The organism is Corallococcus sp. AB018 (assembly GCF_003986945.1).
GTDB classification, from domain to species: domain Bacteria; phylum Myxococcota; class Myxococcia; order Myxococcales; family Myxococcaceae; genus Corallococcus; species Corallococcus exiguus.
On the sequence record NZ_RAWR01000137.1, the window covers coordinates 12,199 to 28,953 of the forward strand.

The 16,755-nt window shown below is 71.1% G+C and carries 13 protein-coding genes; 5 read left to right on the forward strand and 8 right to left on the reverse strand.

The window, feature by feature from the left end; genetic code table 11:
• Positions 1 to 126 precede the first annotated feature (126 nt).
• Positions 127 to 1,773 (forward strand): hypothetical protein, encoded by a 1,647-nt coding sequence (locus tag D7Y11_RS26460; protein ID WP_126935096.1) that lies wholly within the window; start codon positions 127 to 129, stop codon positions 1,771 to 1,773.
• Positions 1,774 to 1,801: 28 nt separating this feature from the next.
• Here D7Y11_RS26460 and D7Y11_RS26465 read toward each other — a convergent pair whose 3' ends face one another.
• From D7Y11_RS26465 to D7Y11_RS26490, 6 genes are read right to left on the reverse strand one after another with little or no spacing between them, the layout of a single operon-like run.
• Positions 1,802 to 2,410, reverse strand: coding sequence for an iron-containing redox enzyme family protein (locus D7Y11_RS26465; RefSeq protein ID WP_158641999.1), 609 nt, complete (start codon positions 2,408 to 2,410; stop codon positions 1,802 to 1,804).
• Between the two features lie 2 nt (positions 2,411 to 2,412).
• On the reverse strand, positions 2,413 to 3,642 hold the full coding sequence (locus D7Y11_RS26470) for a CapA family protein (RefSeq protein WP_126935098.1): 1,230 nt from the start codon (positions 3,640 to 3,642) through the stop codon (positions 2,413 to 2,415).
• On the reverse strand, positions 3,639 to 4,622 hold the full coding sequence (locus tag D7Y11_RS26475) for a fatty acid desaturase (protein ID WP_126935099.1): 984 nt from the start codon (positions 4,620 to 4,622) through the stop codon (positions 3,639 to 3,641). The genes D7Y11_RS26470 and D7Y11_RS26475 overlap by 4 nt, the downstream gene beginning before the upstream one ends.
• 6 nt (positions 4,623 to 4,628) lie before the next feature.
• On the reverse strand, positions 4,629 to 5,240 hold the full coding sequence (locus tag D7Y11_RS26480; protein ID WP_126935100.1) for an isoprenylcysteine carboxylmethyltransferase family protein: 612 nt from the start codon (positions 5,238 to 5,240) through the stop codon (positions 4,629 to 4,631).
• Positions 5,237 to 6,511 carry a hypothetical protein gene (locus D7Y11_RS26485; protein ID WP_126935101.1) on the reverse strand — a complete coding sequence of 425 codons (1,275 nt, stop codon included), beginning with the start codon at positions 6,509 to 6,511 and terminating at the stop codon, positions 5,237 to 5,239. Before D7Y11_RS26485 ends, D7Y11_RS26480 begins: the two co-directional genes overlap by 4 nt.
• Positions 6,493 to 7,539, reverse strand: coding sequence for a hypothetical protein (locus D7Y11_RS26490; RefSeq protein WP_126935102.1), 1,047 nt, complete (start codon positions 7,537 to 7,539; stop codon positions 6,493 to 6,495). The genes D7Y11_RS26485 and D7Y11_RS26490 overlap by 19 nt, the downstream gene beginning before the upstream one ends.
• Positions 7,540 to 7,824: 285 nt before the next feature.
• On the opposite strand from D7Y11_RS26490, the gene D7Y11_RS26495 reads away from it, so the two are divergent.
• The 4 genes from D7Y11_RS26495 (at position 7,825) to D7Y11_RS26510 (ending at position 13,667) form a co-directional block, all read left to right on the forward strand.
• Positions 7,825 to 10,161 carry a DUF1588 domain-containing protein gene (locus tag D7Y11_RS26495; RefSeq protein WP_126935103.1) on the forward strand — a complete coding sequence of 779 codons (2,337 nt, stop codon included), beginning with the start codon at positions 7,825 to 7,827 and terminating at the stop codon, positions 10,159 to 10,161.
• Positions 10,162 to 10,166: 5 nt separating this feature from the next.
• Complete coding sequence (locus tag D7Y11_RS26500) at positions 10,167 to 11,564, forward strand: DUF1552 domain-containing protein (RefSeq protein ID WP_120598602.1); 1,398 nt, start codon at positions 10,167 to 10,169, stop codon at positions 11,562 to 11,564.
• A gap of 160 nt (positions 11,565 to 11,724) precedes the next feature.
• Complete coding sequence (locus tag D7Y11_RS26505; protein ID WP_120576943.1) at positions 11,725 to 12,189, forward strand: hypothetical protein; 465 nt, start codon at positions 11,725 to 11,727, stop codon at positions 12,187 to 12,189.
• 29 nt (positions 12,190 to 12,218) lie between these two features.
• Positions 12,219 to 13,667 (forward strand): carotenoid oxygenase family protein, encoded by a 1,449-nt coding sequence (locus tag D7Y11_RS26510; RefSeq protein ID WP_121751335.1) that lies wholly within the window; start codon positions 12,219 to 12,221, stop codon positions 13,665 to 13,667.
• A 90-nt stretch (positions 13,668 to 13,757) separates the two neighbouring features.
• Here the strand turns inward: D7Y11_RS26510 and cydC are convergent, their stop codons facing one another.
• The gene (gene cydC, locus D7Y11_RS26515) at positions 13,758 to 15,404 is read right to left on the reverse strand and encodes a thiol reductant ABC exporter subunit CydC (protein WP_126935104.1); all 1,647 of its coding nucleotides are present in this window, start codon (positions 15,402 to 15,404) and stop codon (positions 13,758 to 13,760) included.
• The coding region (locus D7Y11_RS26520) for an ABC transporter ATP-binding protein/permease (protein WP_126935105.1) at positions 15,401 to 16,755 on the reverse strand (1,355 nt) is incomplete at its 5' end. The genes cydC and D7Y11_RS26520, both read right to left, overlap by 4 nt.

The window sequence follows — 16,755 nt, forward strand, 5'->3', positions numbered from 1 at the left end:
CCCATCACCCCAAGCGCCTCAGAATCGAGCACACCTCTCCTGCATTGGTGACCGCGCCGCGCCAGCCCGCTCGCTTGACGGTCCACGCGGAAGCTGGAGAACATCCGGATCCGACGAGGGACACGGATGCTCTTCTATTACGAATGTCAGCACTGCAAGCGGGTCAGTGATCTGTTCAACGCCGGGGAGGCGCTGACGCAGCCGCCCTCCTGCAACGAGTGCGTGAAGAAGTTCGGCGCGACGCCCGCCGTCCAGAAGTCCATCAACGCCTACATCTTCAACTGCCGGCGGTGCGCCTACACCTCCGGGCTGTGCTCCGCGGACGACTATCCGACGCTCAAGGGCGCGCGTCCCCTGTGCCCCAAGTGCGGCAAGGCCGACGAGGTGTTCCTCCTCAAGCCGCACGTCGCGAAGAAGCCGTCGCGCCTGGGCAAGCGCAAGGAGCCGGGGCAGTTGGACCCGACCCAGGTGAACGACCTGGGCCTCTACGGCACGGAGGACGTGGACACTTCGATGCTGGAGGCGTTCGAGCAGCACACGAAGAAGAAGCGCAAGCTGGAGCTGGGGCCGCAGGACGCGACGGTCTACGACCAGGCGTTCGAGTTCGAGGACACGTCCGACAGCGCGCGGCTCGCGACGAGCGAAGCGGTGTACCAGTCCCGCAAGCGCTTCCGGCGGAAGTTCGACACGAAGTACGGCGCGCTCAACGACACGTCCAACCCGCTGAAGACGGAGCTTCACGGCGGCAAGGTGGTGCCGTTCTCCACGTACAAGAAGAAGCTGGGTGACTCGGAGACGATTGGCAAGACGTCCTACCCCCGCGGGGGCAGCTCCATGCCCACCATCGTCAACGCGGCGAAGCTCATCGAGCGCGACGTCACCTGGGACTACCGGGAGCTGGGGCCCAATTCGTTCCTGCGCAGGCTCAGCGCGCTGCTGTTCGTCATTGAGTTCAACGGCGGAGGCGACACCAATGTCCCGGTCGAGGTCCAGTCCATGTGGGCCGCGGGTTCCCTCTTCCTGGCCTCCAACAACATCACGTACTCCGATGCGCTGCTGAGCGCGCTCCAGACGCAGACGTCGCTCCAGACGTTCCTCGCGGACATCAAGCTGCCCAAGTCATCGTCCGGCGCCTACGCGACGAAGATGCGGAAGATTGGCAAGCTGCACGCCAACAAGCTCCCCCAGTACCAGCGGGAGTTCAACAGCGGCCTCTATCCGTCCTACTTCCATTACAAGTGGCCGTACGTGTTCAACGCGCTCACGCAGTCCCTGACGTTCGGCTCCGCGAACACGCTGGGGCTGACGGTGGCCAACCACGCGAATGGCTTCAAGCACTGGACGCTGGAGGGCGCCCCCGTCCAGGCCGGCAAGGTCTACGTGGTGCTCCCCAAGAAGTTCGGGAAGGGCACGGGGAGCACCCACTTCACCAAGAAGGACATCCACGCAGAGGAGCTCTTCTACCCGGTGCTCACGGCGCTGGATGGGGCGGGGAGCCTGACCTCGTTGGAGCCCGCGTTCATCGGCGGGGTCAAGACCCCCTGCCGGACCTGCGCCATGGTCTTGGAAGCGGCGGCGAACAGGCTGGGCGACAAGCTCATCCTGCCCACGAACGCGTTCGGGCATTACTGGTCGGGGTCGGGGATGCACGTCCCCAACAAGACCTTCGATCAGAACGACGAGTCGATCGTGTTCGGCAGCAAGGCCAAGATCCGGGACGGCTCCCACGCCCTCTACGCCACGGAGATGCCCAGGTCACCCGAGCACAAGTGACGCACGGGCGGGCCCGCGGAGGCCCGGCCTATGCCTCCGCGAGCGCCCGGCGATGGATGGCCACCCAGAAGTCCGCCGCCTGGCGCGCGCCGTCCAGCAGGGGCTCGGGGCCGTGCGCACAGAGCGACTCGCAGAGCGCCTGGGCCCGCGCGCTGTGCTCCACGTCCACGTCCAGGTGCACGAGCAGGAAGCGCGCCCGCGTCCTGTCCAGGCCGAGCCGCCCCAACCCCTGGCGTGTGTCGCCCCCGAGGTGCCGCGCCACGCCCTCCAGCACGTACAGGGCGCCAAGGAACGAGAGCTGGCGCTCCGCCGGGATGCCTTCCCAGAAGGCGTGGAACGCGGAGACCTCGCGGGGCGTGGCGTCCGACGGCGTGCGCCCGAAGGCCGCGAGGTCCGCCTTCGCGAGCTGGTAGTGGGACTGCTCGTCCGCCGCGAGCTCCGCGAAGAAGGCCTTCAGCACGGGGAGCGTGGCGCGTTCGGCCGCGAGCCGCAGCCGGTCTCCACTGCGCAGCGTGTAGTGGTACATCATGTCCAGGAAGGCCACGTACCGCTCGGGCGTCACGGCCGGCAGCCAGCCCGAGACCTGCCGGGCCATGCCCACGGTGAGTGCCTCCAACTGCTCCCGCATCGACACCATCTTCAGTCCCTCCGGGTTGAAATCAGTCCGCCCAGGGTCCGCCGCGCGTGCGCGAGGTGCGGCGCCGCGCGCTCCAGGCCCAGCTCGTCCACCGCCACGACGCCCGCGTCCAGGAAGCCCTCGCCGCCCAGGCCCCGCCCGCACGCCGTGGGCACCGCGCGCACGTCCACGAGTCGCAGGGGGCCCCCCGCGTCCCGCGCGAGCGCGAGCTTCAGCACCGCTCCCGTCTGGCACGCCCGCGTGGGCATGATGCTCAGGAAGTTGCCGAGCGAGTACGCGATGAGCCCCACTCGCGGCGGCCCTCCCCGGCGCACCTGCGCGGGGCATGTGGGGTCCCCGCCGTCGATGGAGACCAGCTCCACGGGCTGCAGCACGTGCGGCGAGGAGCCCAGGAGGATGTCCGCCCCGCGCTCGATGAGGCGGTAGGCGTGCTCGCGCTGGAGGGACTCGGGCCAGTACTCGTACTCGAAGCCCCAGTGCGGCATGAGCACCACGAGGTCCGGCCCCACCGCGCGCGCCGCGTCAATGAGGGCGCCCAGCCGCTCCCAGTCGGGCGCATGCAGCGGGTTGCCCAGGCGCGTCACCGGAACGCCCCCGGGCGGCGCCCCCGTGAGGTGGTTGATGTCATACGTCACCGCGGCAATGCCCAGGCGCACTCCGGCCACCTCCAGGCCCGCCACCGCGTCCTCCGCCCGGGGGCCTCCGACGCAGCGGTGCTCCGGGCGGGCCAGCACGCTCTGGCGCGTGCGCTCCAGCCCTTCCGCGCCCTGGTCCAGCGCGTGGTTGTTGCACAGCGAGAACACGCGGTGGCGCGCGGTGCCCTCCCACGCGTCCAGGTAGCCCGGTGGCGCGTTGTAGTGGAGCGTCTCGTAGGCGAGCCGGGGCACGGGCCGCGCCGGGTCCACGGGCGTCTCCAGGTTGGCGAAGGCCACGTGCGCGTCCGCCATCAGCGCGCGCACGCCCGGGGAGAGGGCCTCGCGGAAGCCGCTGCGAATCCACATCACATCGCCCACGGCGCACAGGTTGAGCGCCGCGGGCGCGTCGGGCTTCCAGCTCCCGGAGGCGAGGTGCCGGGCGACGCGCGCGAAGTGCTCGGCGTCCTCGGTGCGGCGCGGCTCGGGGACGTGGAGGAGGCTCTTGGCGATGTAGCGCAGGTTGAGGTCCCAGCGGGACAGCGGCCAGCGGCCGTCCTCGTAGCGGATGTCCGCGTACAGCTGGCGCAAGGCGTTCATGGGCGCTTTCGTTCCAGGGTGACGAGCCGCACGTCCTCGTCCACGACGGTGGGGCCGGCGAGCAGCGCGCGTCCCATGACGTCGAGGTAGCTGTCGAAGACGGGGGCGCCGCGCGCGAGCAGCCCGGGGCGCAGGTGGGTGTGCAGCCTCGCGAGGTTGTAGCCGGGCACGCGCGGATAGAGGTGGTGGTCCAGGTGGTAGTTGAGCCCGTTCCAGAGGAAGGTGACGAGCCGCGTGCCGCGCACCGTCGTCGCGGTGTGGAAGCGGTCCCCGCGCCACGTGTTGGCGTAGTGGTCCGCGATGGACTTGAGGCCGTTGAGAGGGCTGGCGAAGAGCACCGGCAGCAGCCAGCACTCCACCGCGCCGGGGACGAGCCCGTGCCGCGACAGCAGCCAGAAGAGCCCCGCGTAGAATCCCGCGTAGCAGAGCAGCACCGCGCCATGGCGGCGCAATCGCGCTCGCGAGAAGTGCTGCAGCGGATAGAGGACGTTGAAGTAGATGAGGCTCAGCGGGAGGCCGAGCAGCACGGTGGCGTAGAAGAGCGCGCTCAGCCCGAGCGAGCGGCGGCCCGCGTTGTAGGCGTCGGGGTCCTTCTGCGTGCGGTTCCAGCGGTGGTGCGCGAGGTGGTCATGGCGCATGGGCTCGTAGGCGATGCCCACGAGCAGGCTGAGCGCGTTGCCGAAGAGGCGGTTCTGCCACGGCCTCGGGAAGAGGTTGTCGTGCCACGCGTCGTGGTCGAGTTGGATGAGCCCCATCACCGCCCCACCCGCCAGCATCCACAGCGGCAGCTTCACCCAGACGCTGCCCGCGTGGGCAATGGCCACGGCCGCCGCGACCCAGACACCCAGGTGCAGCGCCGCCATGCCCACCGCGCGCGGAGGACGGATGCGGAGCAGCTCCACCAGCTCGGCGCGGGAGAGGCCGGGCTCCAGGGGCGCGGCACCGGGCGAAGCAGCGGGACGTAGGAGGGCTGGCTGCATGGCGCGTCAGAAGTAGCGAGGGACGCGCTGGCAATAGCGCGCGTAGGGCTCACCGAGGCGGTCCGCGAGGAACCGCTCCTCCTGGAGCACCAGTTGATGGAAGAGCCCCCCGAGCGCCGCACAGGCGCCCAGCGTCACCACGGACGGAGCCCAGAGCGAAGCCCCTACGAGGTACAGGTAGGAGAACACGTAGATGGGGTTGCGCGAGGAGCGGTGGAGTCCCCCCTCGTGCAGCTCGGGCCGGGACTCCCCCGCGTCCACGCCGATGCGGAAGGCCGGGCCCATTCCATACTGGGCCCACAGCATGCCCATGAGCCCCACGACACCGAGCACCCAACCCGCGAGCGGAGGAATGGGCAGCAGCGGCCGTCCCCAGGACATGACGGACCACGCGGGCCAGAACGCGGCCGCGAGCACGGAGCCGGCCCAGAGCAGCGAGACGCCGCTGATGCACCGCGTGACGCGCGTGTGCGCGGAATCCGCCGCCGCGCTCCGGTAGGCCAGCGGGCTGCGCCCGAAGCGCAGGCGGTAGACGAGGCTGGAGCCCAGGTGCCCCGCGAGCACATGCAGGGAGATGAAGCCCAGGTACACCCCGGGCGCCTCGCGCAGCCCCATCATGGCGCGAGCACCTCCGCCCGCAGGCCGAAGCCCGAGGACGCCCACCCGGCGACGCGCTCCGTGAAGTCGCGCAACTCCTCGCGCGTCCAGAGGCCCTCGAAGGCCGCCGTGTTGATGTTGAGCGTGTCCGCGAACGCCAGGCCCGTGGCGCCCCAGGTGGCCGTGTGGCTGCGCATGGAGCGGATGCGGAACGGCGCCTCCGTGAAGTGCTTGTCCATCCGTCCCAGGTAGGTGACGACGAGCGTGTTCGTCCGGGGCTCGGCGATGAGCCCGGGACGCGCGTTCTTGCGCAGCACCCGCGCCGGTGCGAGCCGGGCCACCGCCATGCACTCCAGCGCCGTCGTCCAGTGCACACCCTCATCGAGCACCCGCTGCACCTCGGAGCGGAGGAAGCGGGCCAGCTCGCGCGGAGCCTCCAGCCGGGCGCGGACCTCCTTCAGGGAGATCTCAATCGGCACCGCGGAGCAGCCATTGCCCAGCGTCCGCCCGAGCCCCAGCATCCGCCGCAGGTCCACCGGCATGCGCAAGCGGATGAGTCCGTCCGCCGGGGACTCTCGCAGCGCCACGCCCGCGAGCAGCGCGGAGAAGAAGACCTCCGACGCATGGAGGTCCGTGTCGCCCTGGGAAAGCGTGAGCCGCGCCGTGGCCGAAAGCGCGTGTCCGGCGGTGTCTCCACTGCGGCGCAGCCCCATTCCCCGCTGTGCCAGGAGCCGCCGGCGCGGACTCGTGAGCCCCAGCACCACGCCCGGCTGGCGCAGCGCCGCGAGCAGCACCTTGCCATCCGTGAGCGTCGAGGGCTCCAGCGGGCGCGACTCCGACCCGCGTCCCGCGCAGAGCAACCACAGCCGCTCCAGCAGGTGCGCCAGCGCCTTCGCGTCCCCGATGGCGTGGTGCAACTGGATGCCCAGCAGCCAGGGCCCCTGGGCCGCGTCCACCATGGGATGCAGGTGCAGCCGCAGCGGCACGTCGCGCGTGAGGTCCACCCGCGTGTTGATGATTCGCGCCACGGCGTCGGGCTCGGACAGGGGCGCCGCGCCTTCCACCAGGGCCGCGTCCACCTCCGCGTCCCCGCGCACCGCGGGCACCCATGCGCGGCGCGCGTCGCTCCAGGCCACGTTGAGGCGTTCGCTCTCCCGCACCAGCGCGCGCAGCCCCCGGCGCAGGAGCGCCACGTCGGGCCTGTCCTCCAGCCGCAGCAGCACCGTGGCCCAGATGGTGGCGACCTCGCCGTCCAGCCGCGCCATCACCGTGTCTACGAAGTTCGCGCGCATCGCTCCCTCCATCCCGCGAAGAGCTCCCGGGCCCGCGCGCAGTCCAGCCGGGCGCGGCTCACGACCTCGCACGCGGCCCTCGCGTCCGCCACGTATTGGAAGACGAGTTCATCCGGCTCGTGCTGGCGGAGGCGGATGCCCGTTGGAAGAAAGCCGGCCGCGAGGAGCACCGGCGTCCCCTCGGCCACCCGCTGGGGCTCGCCCATGGGCAGGTGGATGAGGTCCACGCGCGCCCGCTCCGACGTGAGCGCCGGGGTGTCCTCCGCGCTGAAGCCCACGAGGACCCGCCGCTCCAGACGCAGCGACGCGTTCCAGTCGAGCGGACGCAGCACGGCGCCCTCCCTCCCTGCCCGGCGCTCCAGCGGCGTGAAGGCCACCGACTCCGCGAGCCCCATCCCGGCCAGGATGGACGCGAGCCACTCCCCCCACGGGCCCTCCGGCAGGTAGCGCCGGCGTGGCGGCGGGGGCGCGAGCACCGTCGTCATCGCCAATGCCTGCATGGGCACGCCCGAGCCCTCCTCCACGCCAATCACCGTCTCGCCCCGCGTGTAGTTGACGACGAGGCCCATGGGCCTCGCCCGCATGAAGCGCGAGGCGTAGCGCTGCGCCATGACGTGCAGCGTGGAGGTGTTCTGGTGCAGGAAGCCCACCCAGCGCCCGAGCCGCTCCAGCAGCGAGCCCCACAGCGCCTCGTGCTCGGCGCGGCCCATGAGGGTGCGGCGGCTCGGCAGCGCCACGGAGAGCCCCGAGTCCAGCGAGTCCCGCCCCGGCTTGCTCCACAGGCCCGTGTGCCACAGCAGCGCCCCCCGCTCGTCGAACTCGCCAAGGCTCAGCAGCGCCCCGTCCCTCCAGAGCCGTCCGGCACCGCCGGGCTCGTAGAGGAACGGGTAGGAATACGTCTCCGCGTAGCGCGCGTGAAGCAGCTCGCGGAAGGCCGGCTCATCGGGCTCGGCCAGCCAGCGCGTGTGCTCGCTGGGGTTGGCGGCGCGAAGGTCGTCCATCAGGGAAACAGCTCGGTCCCGGCCCATGTGCGTTAGCAATGCATCCTTGAGGCCAGCCGGGAAGGCCCCGCTCCCGCCCGGGCGCAACCTCGCTCGCCCAGCCCCCCGTGCAGCGCCTGGCACACGGGTGTGAAGCCCCCTGCACAGCCGAGGCGCATCGCTCCCGGCCGGTGGACAGGCCGCGTGAGCGCCTTGGGGTACACGCCTGCCCAGGCCGCGCTCCGCCTGATCAGGATGGGAGCCAGTCCCGGCCAAGCCCGTTTGGCGGGACCTGCTTGCTCTTTCACCCGCCGTCCGTGCCAGACTGGCCGGATGAACCGCGTCCTCCTGCTGGCCGGACTGTTGAGCCTCGTTGCGTGCAAGGGCAACATCGGGCCAAACACCAACGACGGAGGCCCCAACAACCCAGGGGATCCCGGTGGGCCCGGGGATGCAGGGGCGAACGTGGACGCCGCGTGCGTGGTGCAGTCGGTGCTCACCCATCGCTGCGCCAGCTGTCACGGCGCGCTGCCGACCCAGGGGGCGACGATGCCGCTGCGCACCCTGCACGACATGCGGGTGAGCTCGGCGATGGATGGGAAGCTCAGCAACGCCCAGCGCGCGCTCACCCGCATGGGCGACGACGCGTCTCCAATGCCGCCAGCTCCGCATGAGCGCGCGAGCGCGGCCGAACGCACCGCGCTCGATACCTGGATCAAGGAAGGGATGCCCCTCTGCAGTGGCACGGACGGGCCGCCCGTGACCGTGGTGCCCGAGCCCAACCTGCTCAATCAGTCCGAGCTCTTCGCCTGCACCGAAGGCGTGCGCTCGGATGCGCCGACGCGCATCCGCCGCATGAACCGGCGCGAGTTCACCCGCAACGTCGGTGGTTCGGTCGAGCGCAGCTGGACCGGGTTCAGCTTCTACGACAACCCGCTCGATCCCAGCGCCATCGAGCAGTACAGCTCCTGGGCCACGGACGAGACGCTGGACGAGGCCACGGTGGAGCTCTTCCTGCCGGTGGTCGGCGCGGCCGCCTCGCCGTGGACGATGAACTACCCGGACGGCAACCGGATGGAGCGTGTCTTCACCAACAGCCGCTTCAGCTGCATGTTCAACGACGCGAACCCGAGCGACACCTGCAAGCGCTTCCACCTCGGCCAGATGCTCGAGTTCGGCGTCTTCTTCCGCCCGCCCACCGAGGATGAGCTCACCCGCATCACCGCCTTCGCGACCTCGGTCATCGCGCAGGAACCGAGCTACTCCCCGCAGACCCGCGCGGACTCCATCACGCGGATCTCCAACGCCGCGTGGATGATGACCGGCGCCATGTTCCGCCGCGAGATGGGCGGCGATCCGGCCGACGGTCGCGTGGAACTGACCAGCCTCGAGCTGGGCTCGCAGCTGGCCTACGCGCTGGCAGGGCGCGCGCCCTCGGCCACGCCGAGCTTCGTGTGGCCGTACTACTCCGCGCCCCTCGAGGGGCATCTGGCGGACGTGGCCATTGCCGCGAAGGATGGCTCGCTCACGCAGGATGCGACGACCACCGCCCTGATCAAGAAGCACCTGGGCGGCGTCGATGCCAACCAGAACGGGACACCGCGCTTCGATCTGGTGCAGGACTACAACGAGGAGCAGCGCTCCAAGCGCGGGCAGTACTGGCTGGGTGACGGCGTCGCGGGCTTCTTCCGCGAGTGGCTCGGCTACGGGCACGTGTCCGCGGTGTTCAAGGAGTCCCCGGCGGCGACCTCGCGCTTCGAACTCGAGGGGCTCGGCTACATCAGCTCGGTCTCGTACGACAACCTGCTCACCAACTTCCATCCGCTGGAGCCGACCTTCATCCAGCAGTTCGACGATCTGATCGCGCGGGTGGTGGTCGAGGATCAGAACGTGCTGGCGAACCTGCTCACCACGCGCACCTTCTACGTGCCCTCCATGCAGAACGCGGCATACGACTCGCATAAGGGCCTCTCGCACCCCTACAACGTCAGCGAGATCCTCCCGGCGACCGTCGCGGGCCGCTGGAAGACGCTGCCTGCCACGGAGCGCGCGGGGGTGCTGACCCACCCGGTGTGGCTGGCCGCGCACGGCGGCAACTTCGAGGACGATCCGTCCATCGTCCACCGCGGCAAGTGGGTGCGCGAGAACCTCCTGTGCGGCTTCGTCCCGCCGCTCAGCAGCGTGCAGGTGGCGGCCCAGGTCGGCGCTCACGCCGCCGACAAGAACGCGCGCCGCCGCCTGCAGGAGGCGACCGCCGGATCGCAGTGTCAGGGCTGCCACCGCCTGATGGAACCGCTCGGCCTGCCCTTCGAGATCTACAACCACGCGGGCTTCCTGCGCGCGCGGGATCACTCGCCCAGCGGAGGCTGGACCACGCCGGACGGAAGCTCGACGCTCACGTCGATGCCGGACCCCGCGCTGGACGGTCCGGTGCGCGACGCGGTGGAGTTGAGCGAGCGCCTGGCGACCTCGCGGCACGTGAAACGCTGCTTCGTGCGACAGGCCTTCCGCTACTTCATGGGACGCCCGGAGAACGTGAGCGACGCATGCACGCTGACGCAGATGGAGCAGGCGTATGATCAGAACAACGGCTCGTTCTCCAAGATGCTGACCACGCTGATGACAAGCGACACCTGGAAGACGCGGCGCGTGCCGCAGGCTGGAGAGTGACTGCCATGTTCTCGCGACGAACCGTCCTGAAGGGCATGGCCGCCGGCCTCTTCGCGCCCTACTTCCACGACGTCTACGCCCAGTCGTCGGCGTTGCCGGCGCGCGTGGTGCTGGTCCTCGAGTGCAATGGCGTCTACCCCCGCGCGCTCCTGAGCACGGGCACCCGCGCGGCGCTGGGGGGACGCGCCAACACCTCCGACCGCCTCTTCTGGGACGCGTACAAGGACACGCCGCTGGTGCGTGAGGGCGACAATCTCGCCAGCGCGATCAGCCTCGGGCCGCTGGCGGCGTCTTCCGGCAACCTCGACCTGGTGAACCGCTCCGCCGTGCTGCTGGGGCTCTCGAACCTCATCGCGGGCGGCGGGCACTCCAGCGGGACGGGCGGGCTGAGCTGCGCGGTGAACGGCGCGGGCGCGACCTTCGACGCGGTGATCGCACCTCGCCTGCGCCGGGGTGCACCGTTCGACGTGCTGCGCCTGGGCACCAGCTCCGCGCGCGTCTCGATCGTGTACGAAACCTGCGCGCTCGGCCCCCGCAAGCCCGCGGGCATCATCGTCAACCCGTCGCTCGCGTTCGACAGCACCTTCGGCTCGCTGCTCGGCGGCTCGACGAATGGGCGCGATCGCAAGATGCTCTTCGACTTCGCGCTGGCCGACTCGCGCAAGGCGCTGGCGGAGTTCAAGGGCAACTCCAACGAGCGGCTGAAACTGGAGCGCTACCTCTCCTCGCTCGAGTCGCTGCGCACGCGGGAGGATCAGCTCGCGGGCATGGCGGACCGCGTGCGGCCCTACCTGCCGCTGGCGCCGAAGGACAACCCGCTCCTCACCGGCGCGGGCTCACCGCCCGACTCGCTGAAGTGGTTCGAGGCGCAGTTCCAGATCGCCACGGCGGCCCTCCTGGGGGGGCTGACGAACACGGTCGTGCTGGCGACGGGCACCTCGGGCTTCGACGTGGCCTACGGCCCGGACGTGAGCGACGTCCCGCGACACAGCTTGCAGCACGGCCTGGATGCGGGGCAGAACTGGGAGCGCGTCGCCGAGGTCACCCGCCGCCACGTGCAGCTGGTAGCGAACCTGGCGAGGACGCTGGCCGCCACGCCCGAGGTCGGCGCGAGCGGCTCGATGCTGGATCACACGGCGATCGTCTTCATGTCCGACAACGGCGAGCAGCACCACTCCACCTCGCGTGAGTGGCCGAAGCTCGTGGTGGGCGGCAACGCGCTGGGCCTGAAGACCGACGGGCGCACGGTCGTGTACCCGAAGTACGACGCGGCCCGGAACCGGCAGGTCTCCAACCTCTTCAACACGCTCGGCCACGCGTTCGGAGACGCGGACTTCAACACCTTCGGGCAGGAGGGCAGCACCCGCATCGCGCCAGGACCGCTGACCGAGCTGTATGGCTGAGCCGCGAGAGCGGGCCGCGGAAATCTGTCCATGTGAACGAGACAGTCAGGCACTGTGTCAAGAGAGGGATTCGCGCACCCCCGGTGCGGGATGCGTGCCGCCTGTGCTTTCCTCTACGCCGCCGTCACCGCCTCAAGCCTGACCGCCGGAGTCCGTCCACATGATGCTGTTCGCCCCGAAGGTGTTCCCCAAGCTATCCACGCTGAGCCACGCGGGCCGGTCCATGTACGTGTGGGTCTTCTACACGTTCCCACTGGCCTTCACGCTGCTGCTGGTGCCGGGCCTGTTCCTCCAGGTGATGGGCATCTCGCCCGGGGCGGCGGATGGGAACCTGTTCTTCATGCGCATGGCGGGCGGACTGCTGGTGTCCATGTCGTTCATGTCCCACCAGGCCGCCGTCCTGAACATGCGCCAGTTCTTCATCTGGGCGGTGATGGGGCGCACCTTCATCACGCTGGTGCTGATCGTCTGCACGGTGCTGGGCCTGTGCGAGCCCATCATCATGTTCTTCGGATGCATCGACTTCAGCGGGGGCATGTGGACGCTGGTGGGGATTCGCCGTGACGAGGCCGAGGAGCAGGCCCGGGCGCTCGGACCGCAGGTCATCGCCCAGCCCTCGCCCTGACCCTTCGCCCTGCTCTTCCAGGACCCGCCATGACCACCGCGCTCCCTCCGCCGGCCGCTGCTCCCCTTCCAGCCTGGAAACGGGCCTTCCGCAACATCTCCCGTCAGCATGACTTCCAGCCCCTGCGGGTGGAAGGACGGATTCCCGAAGGGCTGCGCGGGACGCTGTTCCGCGCGGGCGCGTGGACGTTCGACGTGCACGGGCTGCCGGTCCAGCACTGGTTCGACGGCGACGGCGGCGTGATGGGCGTGCGCTTCGGGCCAGACGGTGTCCAGGGCGCGGCGAAGCTCCTGGACACGCGCACCATGGTCACGGAGCGCAAGGCGGGTCGGCACCTCTACGGCAGCTACGCCATGCCCACGCCGCTGCGCAACAAGCTGCTCAACCCCCAGAAGAACAACGCGAACACGGCGGTGATGCCGTGGAACGGCCGGCTGTACGCGCTGCACGAGCCGAACCTCCCCGTGGAGCTGTCCCCGGACGACCTGTCCAGCCTGGGCGAGACGAACCTCGACGGCGTGGTGATGAAGTCGTTCTCCGCGCACCCGCGCCGCGTCCACTCGCGCAAGACCCTCTACAATTTCGGCCAGCACCACGGCCGGGTGAACACGCTGGAGCTGTACGCCCTGCCGGACGGCGCCGGAGCGCGGCACCTGGGGTCCGTGCCGCTGCCCGGCGCGACCATGGTCCATGACTCCATGGCCACGGACCGCTACCTCGTCTTCTTCCTGCCGGCCATGCGCATCGACGTGCTGAAGATGCTGCTGCGCATCGGCGCATTCTCGGACAACGTCTCCTTCCGGCCAGGGGCGGCGGCGGAGGTGGTGGTGGTGCCCATCGACGACGTGGCGCACCCCATCCGCATCCCCGCCGACTCCTTCTTCAACTGGCACTTCTGCAACGCGTACGAGGAAGGCGACACGCTGGTGGTGGACTACGTGCGCTACCCCGACTTCGCCTCCAACCAGTGGCTGGGAGAGCTGGTGCGCGCCACCCCGTCCATCGAGGCCGACGGCATGTTCCACCGCGCGATCATCGACCTGAAGGCCCGCACGTTCCGCAGCGAGCAACTGATGGAGCTGAGCTGCGAGTTCCCCCGCGTGGCCCCCAGCGTGGAGTGCCGGCCGTACCAGGCGGCCTACATGGGCGCGCACTCCACCCGCGCGGCCCGGCGCGGCATGTACGACGCGATGGTGCGCGTGGACGTCACCACCGGCCGCGTGACACGCGCCGAGCTGGGCGAGGGCCAGTACCCCTCCGAGGGCGTCTTCGTGCCCCGCCCCGGCTCGAAGGCCGAGGACGATGGCTGGGTCCTCACCCAGGTCTACGACACGAAGACGGACACCACCCACGTGGCCGTGCTGGACGCCGAGCGGCTGGACGCGGGGCCCGTGGCGCGCTGTCACTTCGAACACGGCCTGCCGCCCACGTTCCACGGCGAGTTCCTGCCCCCCAGGAATGGCGCGGCCCACGGTTAGGGGCCGCGGCGGGCCGGCGGCCGCGCGCGAACACGGCAATCCCTCACGGCACGTCGTTGGCCGGACGGTTACACCGAACACGCGCGGGCGTCAGGCTGGCGCGAGTGCATGGACGCTGTCCAGCGCGCGCGCCACGTCCGCGTCATGCGTGACGACCACCAGGCCGCGCCCGTGCGCCTTCATCCCGTCGAGGTCTCGCATCACACGGGCCGCGGTGCGCGGATCGAGATGCTCGGTGGGCTCATCGAGCAGGAGCCAGGGGGCCTCCGAGAGCCAGGCGCGCGCGAGGAGGACACGCCGCCTCTCGCCTCCCGAGATGGCCTCGCCTCCGCGGCCCAGGGGCGTGTCGAGCCCCCGCGGCTGCCTCGCGTACCATTCCCCCAGGCCCGCCTTGCGCAGCGCCGCGATGGCCTCGTCGTCGGTGAGCGTCGCGCGCACGACCCGGAGGTTCTCTCGCAGGGTGGTGTCGAAGAGGTGCGCATCCTCGGTCGAGCAGTGCAGCAGCTCCACTCGACGCTGCTCGCTCACGTCCTCGAGCGGGACCCCGCCGAGCATCACCCTCCCCTCCTTCGGAGGGAGGTGCCCCGCGAGGCTGAGCAGCAGCGTCGTCTTCCCGCTCCCGCTGGGCCCGGTGAGGGCGAGCGACCTGCCCCGCAGCACGGTGAGGTCGATGCCCGAGACGGCGGCGCTCCGGCCCGGCCAGCCGCACGCGAGCCCCTCCGCGCGCAGGTGGCCCCCCAGCACGGGAGATGGAAGCGCGGCGGCCGGAGTCTCCGCCTCGGGCGTCTCGAGGAACGGAAGCAGCCGCAGGGCCGCCTCGGTCGAGCGCAGCAACTGGGTCAGCGCCGCGGGCATGGACTGGAGGGCCTCGAACGCCCCGAGCGGCACGAGCACGACGACACAGAGCTCCACCTGGGAGAGCGCTCCGCGTTCGAGCGCCGCGAAGCCGAGGACGAGCGCCGCCCCTACGCTCGCGCTCCACGCGCCATGCAGCAGGAAGGTCGCGGCGGCGGTCCAGCGAGCGGCCCGCGCGCAGAGGCGCTCCAGGCGAAGGTCATCCTCGCGCAGGACTCCAAGCAAGACCGGCGCTCGCCCCGAAACCCTCCACTCCGCCGCGCCCTCGAGCAGCTCCAGGGCGGTGGACAGCTGATGCGACCGGGTCGCCGACGACGCCTTCTCCGCGAGGGCCAGCGCGCGCGCATTCATCCAGGGCGCCACGCCCCCCGCGACGGCCAGGCTCACGGCCAGGGCCCCGGCCGCCGCCGGGAGGAAGAAGGCGAGCAGCGCGACGCTGCCCACGCCGACACCGGCCGCGATGGCCATGGGCACGAGCGAGCGGATGACCGCCTCGCCCACCGCGTCCACGTCACCGCCGAGCCTCGCGACGAGGTCTCCGCGCTTGAGGCCGAGGACCCGGGGAAGCGGCCCCCGCGCGAGCGCGTCCACCAGCCTGGCCCTCAGCCGCGCCACGCCCCCCAGGGCCAGTTCGTGCGCGACGAGCCGGTGGGCGTAGCGGAGGCCCGCGCGAGAAAGCCCCAGGGCCCGCACGCCGACGATGGCGAGCGTGAGGTCGAGTACCGGCGGCATCTCGGCGGCGCGCGCGATCAGCCACGCGGACAACGCGCCCAGCGCCGTCGAGGCGAAGAGCGCGGCCGTCCCGAGCGCGACCGCGAAGCCCACCGTGCGGGGACGCAGCCCGAGTTCCGGCAGCACCTGGCGCAAGGGATGGTGGCTCATGCGGCCTCCGCGAGGGTGTCCAGGGATGCCGCGTGCGAGTGGAGCGTGAGGACGTCGTCCGCGATGGCCAGCGTCCGCGCGCGGTGGCTGACCAGGAGGAGGGTCGTCCCCTGCCGGGCGCGCTGCTTCAGCGCTTCGAGGACGCGCTGCTCGGAGGCCTCATCCAGATGCGCCGTGGGCTCGTCGAGCAGCAGCAGCCGCTCGTCGCCCGCGAGGATCCGGGTGAGCGCCAGCCGCTGCCGCTGCCCCAGCGAGAGGCCCTGCCCGTCCCGCCCCAAGCGCGTGTCCCAGCCTTCGGGCAGCCGCGCGGCGACGGCATCGAAGCCGGTGGCCTCCGCGGCGGCCGACAGGGCGGAGGCCGGAATCACGCGCCCCCGACAGACGCTCTCGCGCACCGTGCCAGGCTCCAGGTGGAGCCGCTGAGGCAGCCACGCGAGCTGGGCCCAGTACGTCGTCAGGTCGAGCGACCCGAGCGCGAGCGCCGCCGCGCCTTCGGGCCGCAGGAAGACGCCACCGCACGTGGGCGGCAGGAGCCCGAGCACCACCGCCAGGGCCGTGCTCTTGCCCGCGCCGCTCTCCCCTCGCAACCCGAGGATGCGTCCCTGCCCCAACGGCAGCACGAACGAGAGCCCCTCCGGTGCGCGGCGCCCGACGTCGCGCGTGGCGACCGAGACGTCCCGCAGCTCCAGCGTCCCGGAGGTGAGCGGTGGCGCGGCGAGCGTGCCGTGTGCGGGCTGGGGGACTTCGAGCCGCGCGATGGCCTGCGCCGCCGCCTCGGCTCCCTCCGCGGACGCGTGGAAGAGCGCGCCCACCTGGCGCAGCGGCGCATAGACCTCTGGCGCGATCAGCAGCACGAAGAGGCCCGTCTCCAGCGGCATCGCCCCTTCGAGCAGCCGCAGGCCAATCCCCACCGCCACGCTGGCGATGGAGAGCGTGGCGATCAGCTCGAGCACGAAGCTGGAGAGGAAGGCCCGCCGCAGCGCCTGGAGCGTGGTGCGCGCGTGCGCCTCACTCAGCCGCAGGACCTGGGCCGCGGCGCCGCGCTGCCGGCCGAGTGCCCGGAGCGTGGCGAGCCCGGTGATGAGGTCCAGCACCCGCGCGCTCAGCTGCTGCATGCTCGTGAGCTGCCGCGCCGTGGCCTCGCGCGTGAAGCGGCCCACCAGGACCATGAAGAGCGGGATGAGCGGCAGCGAGCCCGCCATCAAGGCCGCGGAGACCGGATCCGCGCGCCACACGCAGACGAGCAGGGCCGGTGTCGCGAGCGCCGTGAGCAGCAGCTGCGGTACGTAGCCTTCGAGATAGGGCTGGAGCGCGTCCAGCCCACGGGTCGCGAGCTCCACCTGCGCCACCC